At 43.6% G+C, this 7,574-nt stretch carries 8 protein-coding genes and 1 pseudogene; 8 read left to right on the top strand and 1 reads right to left on the bottom strand.

Translation table 11 applies throughout. From position 1 onward, the window contains the following. The 3 genes from ACM0OS_RS27630 to ACM0OS_RS27620 all read left to right on the top strand — a co-directional run. The coding region (locus ACM0OS_RS27630) for a sensor histidine kinase (RefSeq protein WP_414546375.1) at nucleotides 1-1,232 on the top strand (1,232 nt) is incomplete at its 5' end. Nucleotides 1,233-1,443: 211 nt separating this feature from the next. Further along, nucleotides 1,444-1,647, top strand: a complete 204-nt coding sequence (locus tag ACM0OS_RS27625; RefSeq protein WP_414546376.1) for a ubiquinol-cytochrome c reductase iron-sulfur subunit — start codon at nucleotides 1,444-1,446, stop codon at nucleotides 1,645-1,647. A gap of 61 nt (nucleotides 1,648-1,708) precedes the next feature. Continuing rightward, on the top strand, nucleotides 1,709-4,324 hold the full coding sequence (locus ACM0OS_RS27620; protein WP_414546374.1) for a cation-translocating P-type ATPase: 2,616 nt from the start codon (nucleotides 1,709-1,711) through the stop codon (nucleotides 4,322-4,324). A 30-nt stretch (nucleotides 4,325-4,354) separates the two neighbouring features. Here the strand turns inward: ACM0OS_RS27620 and ACM0OS_RS27615 are convergent. Beyond that, nucleotides 4,355-4,702, bottom strand: a pseudogene (locus ACM0OS_RS27615) (ISAs1 family transposase); the annotation flags it as partial. A gap of 357 nt (nucleotides 4,703-5,059) precedes the next feature. Here ACM0OS_RS27615 and ACM0OS_RS27610 point away from each other — a divergent pair. The 5 genes from ACM0OS_RS27610 (at nucleotide 5,060) to ACM0OS_RS27590 (ending at nucleotide 7,527) form a co-directional block, all read left to right on the top strand. Beyond that, the gene (locus ACM0OS_RS27610) at nucleotides 5,060-5,149 is read left to right on the top strand and encodes a hypothetical protein (protein ID WP_414546373.1); all 90 of its coding nucleotides are present in this window, start codon (nucleotides 5,060-5,062) and stop codon (nucleotides 5,147-5,149) included. Further along, entirely contained in the window at nucleotides 5,136-5,690 is a 555-nt protein-coding gene (locus tag ACM0OS_RS27605) for an HdeD family acid-resistance protein (RefSeq protein WP_414546372.1), read from the top strand. Before ACM0OS_RS27610 ends, ACM0OS_RS27605 begins: the two co-directional genes overlap by 14 nt. A 114-nt stretch (nucleotides 5,691-5,804) precedes the next feature. Then, on the top strand, nucleotides 5,805-6,368 hold the full coding sequence (locus ACM0OS_RS27600) for a DUF3611 family protein (RefSeq protein WP_414546371.1): 564 nt from the start codon (nucleotides 5,805-5,807) through the stop codon (nucleotides 6,366-6,368). A gap of 11 nt (nucleotides 6,369-6,379) precedes the next feature. Next, complete coding sequence (locus ACM0OS_RS27595) at nucleotides 6,380-6,892, top strand: DUF1269 domain-containing protein (protein WP_414546370.1); 513 nt, start codon at nucleotides 6,380-6,382, stop codon at nucleotides 6,890-6,892. A gap of 158 nt (nucleotides 6,893-7,050) precedes the next feature. Further along, nucleotides 7,051-7,527 carry a universal stress protein gene (locus tag ACM0OS_RS27590; protein WP_414546369.1) on the top strand — a complete coding sequence of 159 codons (477 nt, stop codon included), beginning with the start codon at nucleotides 7,051-7,053 and terminating at the stop codon, nucleotides 7,525-7,527. Nucleotides 7,528-7,574 lie beyond the last annotated feature (47 nt).

Below are 7,574 nucleotides of genomic sequence, written 5' to 3'. Positions count from 1 at the left end.
CTCAGTCAGACTCCTGGTATACAAGCGGTTCAAGACTTTTCTGCACCACTAAGTATAGCCTCAGTCAGCAATTAGACAGTCAATTGTTGACGTTGGCGGATGCGGCGGCTCATAATTTATCGGCTATTCAGGCGGATAGGATGGCTGTGCATCGCAAAATGCCCCGAATTTTAGATAATGATGGAGACTTAGATATTCCTTGGCAAGATTTACGGTTATATCGTCAGAGTGTGGAATGGTTTGATGCTGGGCAGCAATTATTAGGAAAAGCAGGAAGGCAATTTCCCCAAACGCCTTTTGTTACTAATTTTCACTCGTGGCAGCAAAATGGCATCAGGACATTAACTATTCCGGTCTATTCTTCAGCCAAAAATCAACAACTTTTAGGTTATGTGCGTGTCAGTGCATCAACTGTGGAAGTACAAAAAGAACTGGAGAGACTGTTGATGGGTTTGGGTATTGGTGGTGTTTTGGGGATGGTTTTAATTAGTGGTACGGGTTGGTGGTTAACGAGTAAAGCCTTGCAACCGATTGAGCAGAGTTTCCAGCAATTACAACAGTTTACGGCGGATGCGTCCCATGAATTACGCAGTCCTCTGACGGCGATTAAAACGACTGTGGAAGTTATCCAAAATCACCCAGAACGTATTCATCCCAGTGATGTCAAAAAAATTGCCATCATAGAGGGTGCAACACAGCAGATGACGCACTTGGTAGAGGATTTACTGTTGTTAGCCAGAAGTGATGCTGCACCTATAAGTTTGCCTAAAACCGCAATTCCCATACCCATAGATGAAATTTTAATTGATTTAATTGATACCTTACAGCCGCAGGCAGAATCTCAAGAAATTACTTTAGAGGCTAACTTGATTGATGCGGTGTGGGTAAAGGGGGATGCACATCAGTTACAACGACTATTTGGAAATTTATTAGAAAATGCCCTGCAATATACGTCTAATGGTGGTTTAGTCAGGGTAGAAATCGTTAAAAGGGATGATTTTGTGGTGATTGAAGTGGCAGATACTGGTATTGGTATCGCACCTGAAAATCTACCTTTGGTATTTAATCGCTTTTGGCGAGCTGAAAAAGCCCGTTCTCGTCGTCAAGGTGGTTCGGGTTTGGGTTTAGCTATTGCCCAAGCTATTACTCATACTCATGGTGGTGAGATTTCTGTGATGAGTAAAGTCGGTGTGGGAAGTTGTTTTCGGGTGAAGTTACCGATAGTTGAGTAATTTCTTTACTAGTTCCTTACTTTCTCTAAGTAATCGCACAGAATTATTTACACATGAGTTTCCAGTCTGGATAAGGGTTTCATACCTTAATTTTGTGTAATTAATTTTGTTTAACTACTTATTTTACTCTATTACGTATGCGTCTTAGAAAATATCAAACGAGTTTACTATGCTTCCAACCTACCTCTAGCAAGTTTTACCGCTCTAGAATATTACAGGATTTCTACTCTTCTCTAGTAAGTTTTACCACGCTAGGAAATCTTTTGTTTGTCCCTGTCACGACTCGAAATTTGCACCAGATGGCAAGATGTTGGGAGGACCCGCAACGGTAGCATTACAAACTTATATAGCTAAGTTGGAAGGTGGGGATGTGTTGGTAATTCGTAATACCGCTACGCGGAAGCAAGCTACGTAATTCAAAAAACAGCGTTGCTGATTGACAGGATGAAAAATTCACGCGGAGTCGCAGAGGGAAAATGGCTGATCAAATTAAACTCGAATCTATCACGGGGCTACGTGGATCAACTGTAGGCGATCGCCTGAAGCAAGAAGGGTATAATGAGCTACCATCTACCCAACAGCGTACTATCTGGGGAATTGCTCTGGAAATCTTCAAAGAGCCTATTTTCCTACTTTTGCTGGGTTGTGGTGTTATTTACTTGTTTCTGGGTGATGTTCAGGAAGCGTTAATCCTATTAGGCTTTGTTTTCTTCATTGTTGGCATCAACTTATACCAAGAGCAGAAGACTGAAAAATCACTGGAAGCGTTACGCGACCTCTCTAGCCCTCGTGCATTAGTTATTCGTGATGGCGAACGTCAACGGATTGCGGGCCGGGAGGTGGTACGTGAAGACGTGATTGTTTTGTCAGAGGGTGATAGAGTTCCTGCGGATGCTGTGGTGCTGTGGTCTACCCATTTGAGCGTTGATGAATCTTTGTTAACTGGTGAATCTCTACCTGTACGCAAGCAATCAGTTAAGGACAGCAAAGATTTAGCAAACACCACGCAAATTGCATCCCAGCATCGTCCTGGAGGGGACGATTTCCCTTTTGTCTATTCGGGAACGCTGATAGTCCAAGGTCAGGGTATTGCTCAAGTCTATGCCACAGGTATGCAGACAGAAATGGGCAAGATTGGTAAAGCCTTGCAGACTGTGGAACCGGAAGAGACGGTTCTGGAAAGGGAAACTCGACGCATTGTTAGTAAGCTGACGTATGTAGCGATCGCTATCTGCGTTGCTGTAGTCGTGATTTACGGTGCATCTACGGGCAATTGGCTACAAGGGGTTCTCGCAGGGTTGGCGCTGGCGATGGCAATTTTACCTAATGAAATTCCTGTGGTATTGGCGATTTTCTTGGCGCTGGGTGCTTGGCGATTTTCTCTAGCTAGGGTGTTGACTCGTCGTGTCCCTGTGGTAGAAACACTGGGTTCTACTACCGTTCTTTGTGTCGATAAAACGGGGACACTGACTTTTAACCGGATGTCAGTGCAGCAATTATTTGTATCTCCCAATTTTTATGATGTCGCTTTGCATGAACGGGAAGCACTCCCAGAAACTTTTCATGAATTAATCGAATTTGGGATTTTAGCCAGTCGCAAAGACCCCTTCGATCCGATGGAAAAAGCCCTCCAACAAGTGGGTGATGACTATTTAGCCAGAACTGAACATTTACATCAAGATTGGGCGATATTGCGCGAGTATCCCCTGTCTGGTGAATTGTTGGCGATGTCTTGTGTTTGGCGATCGCCAGAAAATAGATTAGTAATTGCTACCAAAGGTGCGCCAGAAGCGATCGCTGATTTGTGTCACTTTAATGCCGAACAAATGGGAGATTTAGAGCAGCAGATCAATACAATGGCTGCTGCTGGTTTGCGGGTTTTGGGTATAGCGAAAGCGATCGGGCGACATCAAACGGACAATCAGCCAAACTCTCTTCCTGAAAAACAGCATGACTTTGTATTTGCATTTTTGGGATTGGTAGGTATGGCTGATCCCGTGCGCCCGACTGTAGCACCAGCCATTGCTGAGTGTTATACTGCCGGGATTCGGGTTGTGATGATTACAGGTGATTATCCCGCAACAGCCCAAAATATTGCCCGTCAAATCGGATTGACACCCGCTACAGAAGTGATCACGGGAACAGAATTAGAAAAGATGCCAGAAGGCGAGTTGCTTTCTCGGATTCAAACTGTGAATATTTTTGCGCGGGTTGTCCCAGAGCAAAAATTACTGATTGTTAATGCCTTGAAGCGCTCAGGCGAAATCGTGGCGATGACTGGAGACGGGGTAAACGATGCCCCAGCTTTAAAAGCCGCTAATATTGGCATTGCAATGGGCGAACGCGGTACAGATGTGGCGCGGGAGTCTGCGGATTTGGTATTGCTAGATGATGATTTTTCTTCCATTGTCAAGTCTGTCAGGTTGGGGCGACGAGTATTTGACAACCTGAAAAAAGGTATGGCTTATACCTTAGCCGTTCATATCCCCATTGCTGGGATGTCGTTGATTCCTGTAATCTTTCACTGGCCTTTAGTGTTATTACCTATCCACATTGCCTTCCTACACTTAATTATTGACCCAGCTTGTACGGTGGTGTTTGAGGCAGAGCCAGAAGAAAGTAATGTGATGAAGCGTCCGCCTCGTAATCCAAAAGAGCCGTTATTTAGCCGTCGCACTTTGAAATTAGCACTGCTGCAAGGATTGAGTGTATTAGTAGTGCTAGTGGCTGTATTTGCTGTGTCTTATTATTTTGGACAGGGAGAATTTGATGCCCGCGCTCTTGCTTTTACCACCTTGATTGTATCAAATTTGAGTATGATTTTGAGCAATCGTTCTTGGTCGCGTACCATTCCAGAGATGTTACGCACTCCGAATAAAGCTCTGTGGTGGGTGCTGGGTGGTGGAGTAGTGTTTATGGGACTAGTACTTTATGTTCCTTTGTTGCGGCATCTATTCCGTTTTTCTTTTCTACATTTTGATGATTTAGTAGTCAGTCTTACCTCTGGGGTGTTCAGTATTTTGTGGTTTGAAGGACTTAAAATTTGGCGGCGAAAAAGAGGTAATACAGGACGGGCATTTAACCAGGGTTAGCGCGTCTCAAACCCTATTGACAGTGGGATTCTAGGAGAGGATTGAATTTGGGAGAGATGCGGCCAAAACAGAAATCATATACTGATCATTCATAGCGGCACGCCGTGACTTTTGGCGAATACTGCGGCGGAAAGATGATTCTCGCTCTAAGGCATTAAGAGCAATACGACGTAGCAAAGAAAAATTCTGTGGACTGTGCAGAGAACGAATTCGACATTCATCCTCATTGAAAGTGACATCTAATGTCCAATGAACAGAATTTTCAATACCCCAATGCTGTCGAATTGCACTACCAATTTTGTGGGCATCACTCTTCAGACTAGTAATGTAAAATTGCACCTCCTGAGTAGTTTTATTCCAATGCTGAATCGAACGCACTGCCTCCTTAATTTATTAATGGAGGTATAAAAAATCGTAGTATCCTTGTTTCAAGCACCCGGATTTATCCGTGGAGATTAATAATTTTGAATTTTGAATTGTTTTGACTTTTCCCGTTAAGTCTGGAAATATCAAAATAAGGTTTGAAGCCACAAGCAATTATCAACAAGTCATATTTAGTGTTTGAGTTGATGTATAAATTATACAAATTCTGATAAACCATTCAAAAGCGGTAGATGAAATTGAACTTATTTACCTATCAAGATACAGGAAGTATTCGATGTTTTCTGTTCTAGTGAAAAACTAGGGAACTAATCAGGAATTTTGCGGAGGTCGAGAGTTAATCAACAGAAAGTGATGAGCGAGTGCAACGGTGAAGAAATTCTTCGAGAACTCTGCGGTCATTTAGGATTTGATTCAAAAGGAGATAAACATGAGAACTATTGAGCCTGAAACTGATGAGCAAGTTGTTAGCTCTGGATGGACAACCGCGATCGCTATTCTGATGATCGTGTTAGGCATCATTGCGATCGCCTTTCCCTTCTTTGCTAGCGTTGCTTCAACCTTAGTATTTGGCTGGGTATTTATCTTTGCCGGAATTACTCAAATCGTTTATGCCTTTCAATCGAGAGGTGCAGGTAAAGTTATTGGGAAGCTGATTCTGGGTCTTTTGTATCTCTTGGCTGGAATTTTAGTAGTGGTAAATCCGCTAAAAGGGGTGCTGGCCTTGACGTTAGTGTTGGGCATTACCATTTTTTTGCAAGGCATAATTCAAGTGTCCATTGCATTTCAAATGCGCCGGATTTCACCTAACTGGGGATTGATGCTTGTAAGCGGAATCATCGGCATTATTTTCGGTATTTTCGTTTGGTCTAACTTTCCGTTTGGCGCAGTTTGGCTAATTGGCACTTTCATTGGCATTAATCTCTTGTTTGATGGAGTTTGGATGCTGACTCTGCATTCAGGACAGCGACGCGCTTTACCGTAGAGACTCAGAGCCGTACCGCACACAGCAGGACAAGTGGTATGCGTTTGTCGAGTGTGCCTCAAAGTTTGACATACCTGCTATTTTTCAAAGCCAAGATTTAGAGAGTAATACCTTATGTCTAGCTACCTAGAATCACAATCTCATCCTTCAGAGAGGCAGCAAGCTGGTAGTTTACTGCAATCATTGGGGTGGAGTGGGTTTTGGATACAGTTTGTTTTAACCATTGTTTCTCTTCTCATTTTAGGGTTCGCGATTCTTTCACCGAATCTCAACCTCAATCTCAAATCAGGGATCGGTTTGCTGTCGGCAATTGGGGGAATTGCGGCTTTAGGCTTAAGCATTTACTGGTTCTTTCGCTACGTTCATCTTGGGCAACAATTGTCAGCCCCGGAACCAGCTTTACATCCTAGCCGCAAGGAAATAATTCAAGTTTTACAACTAGGAGTTGTAGTTAACTTGGCAGCAATGTTAATGACGTTAGTCGGCATCGAAACAATTGTTGGAACATTGCTCCTGAAAACGCTTTCAGTTCCGCAAGGAGCTGCTATCTATCGGACAGGGCAATTGATTGAGCCAATTCATATTTTTGTTGTACAAGCAAATATCTGTATGATTGTGGCTCAATTTGTGGGAATTGGAATTCCATTTTGGCTTGCAAGTCGTGTAGAACACCATTAGAAGAGAATACTATGAGTGACTTAATTGTGATTGGGTTTAATGATGAATTTAAAGCAGACGAAGTGTTGCTCAAGCTGGCAAAAATGCAGAAAGAGCATTTAGTTGACTTGGAAGATGCCGTCGTCGCAGTCAAAAACCACAAGGGTAAACTCAAAGTTAAGCAAACTCTGGATTTAGTGACAGCAGGAGTCGCAGGTGGAAGTTTTTGGGGATTGCTGATTGGGTTGCTGTTTCTCCATCCGTTGCTGGGTGTCACCGTTGGCATCGTCAGTGGGGCGCTTTCAGGTGCATTAACTGATGTTGGAATCGATGACGACTTTATCCGAGAATTGGGCAAGACTCTGGAGCCTGGAACCTCTGCTATCTTTATTCTTGCCCGCAAAGTTACTCCAGATAAAGTTCTAGAAGAATTAAAACCCTTTGACGGCAAAGTGTTACGAACTTCGCTCTCGAATGTCGAGGAAGCAAATCTCAAAGCGGCTTTAGCAAAGGTTCAAACTGAGCAGGAAGTTCAGGTAAGATAGCCTCACTTTTTTGCGACGATGCTCCGCCCCGCCTTCTGGCGATAGCGAAGCGCTGCTGCAAGCAGATCGCGTAACCGCCCGATGGATGCGATCGCCACATACTTGGTTGCAATAGTTGCAGATTACTTTAAGTGAGATTAACCTGATGGCTCGAAACAATGAACTTTAAACGCATTCTGGTTGCCATTAATCATTCTCCTTTAACATCTATTGTGTTTGATCGGGCACTCAATTTAGCGCAGCAAGAGCAAGCTAATTTGATGATTCTTCATTGCCTCGTAGATTTTACTGCGATCGATCCAGGATTCCAGTCAGGTGGGACATTTGGACTCTATCCGATCAACACTGGGCTTTCTCAATCAATCCGCGAGGAAACACTTCAGCTAGAGATTGAGAAGGCAAAAATTTGGTTACAAGAATACTGCGATCGGGCAATTGCCCGAAATATTTCAACTGAATATCAACACCATTTTGGTGAGCCAGGGGCAACGATTTCCACTGTGGCTCAAGAGTGGAATGCCGATCTGATCGTACTAGGTCGGCATGACCATTCAGCGATGGGCTACGCCGCGCTGGAAGCGATCGCAGAGTTTTTCTTAGGTAGTGTCAGCAATCATGTGGTTGATCATCAGTAAACCAAAAAGTTTTCCCAAAAGGGCGAATCACTAGGTATATAGGAGAT

Origin of the sequence: Nostoc sp. CCY0012 (assembly GCF_963920855.1) — a bacterium.
Taxonomy (GTDB): domain Bacteria; phylum Cyanobacteriota; class Cyanobacteriia; order Cyanobacteriales; family Nostocaceae; genus Cyanocohniella.
Note: the sequence above shows the minus strand (reverse complement) of the source record. Positions and strands in the feature narration are given on the sequence as shown.

Excerpts from the sequence above, each read along its gene's own strand:
- ACM0OS_RS27605 (WP_414546372.1), top strand. The coding sequence starts at position 5,136 with ATGAGAACTATTGAGCCTGAAACTGATGAGCAAGTTGTTAGCTCTGGA.
- ACM0OS_RS27590 (WP_414546369.1), top strand. The coding sequence starts at position 7,051 with ATGAACTTTAAACGCATTCTGGTTGCCATTAATCATTCTCCTTTAACA.
- ACM0OS_RS27600 (WP_414546371.1), top strand. The coding sequence starts at position 5,805 with ATGTCTAGCTACCTAGAATCACAATCTCATCCTTCAGAGAGGCAGCAA.
- ACM0OS_RS27595 (WP_414546370.1), top strand. The coding sequence starts at position 6,380 with ATGAGTGACTTAATTGTGATTGGGTTTAATGATGAATTTAAAGCAGAC.
- ACM0OS_RS27620 (WP_414546374.1), top strand. The coding sequence starts at position 1,709 with ATGGCTGATCAAATTAAACTCGAATCTATCACGGGGCTACGTGGATCA.
- ACM0OS_RS27610 (WP_414546373.1), top strand. The coding sequence starts at position 5,060 with ATGAGCGAGTGCAACGGTGAAGAAATTCTTCGAGAACTCTGCGGTCAT.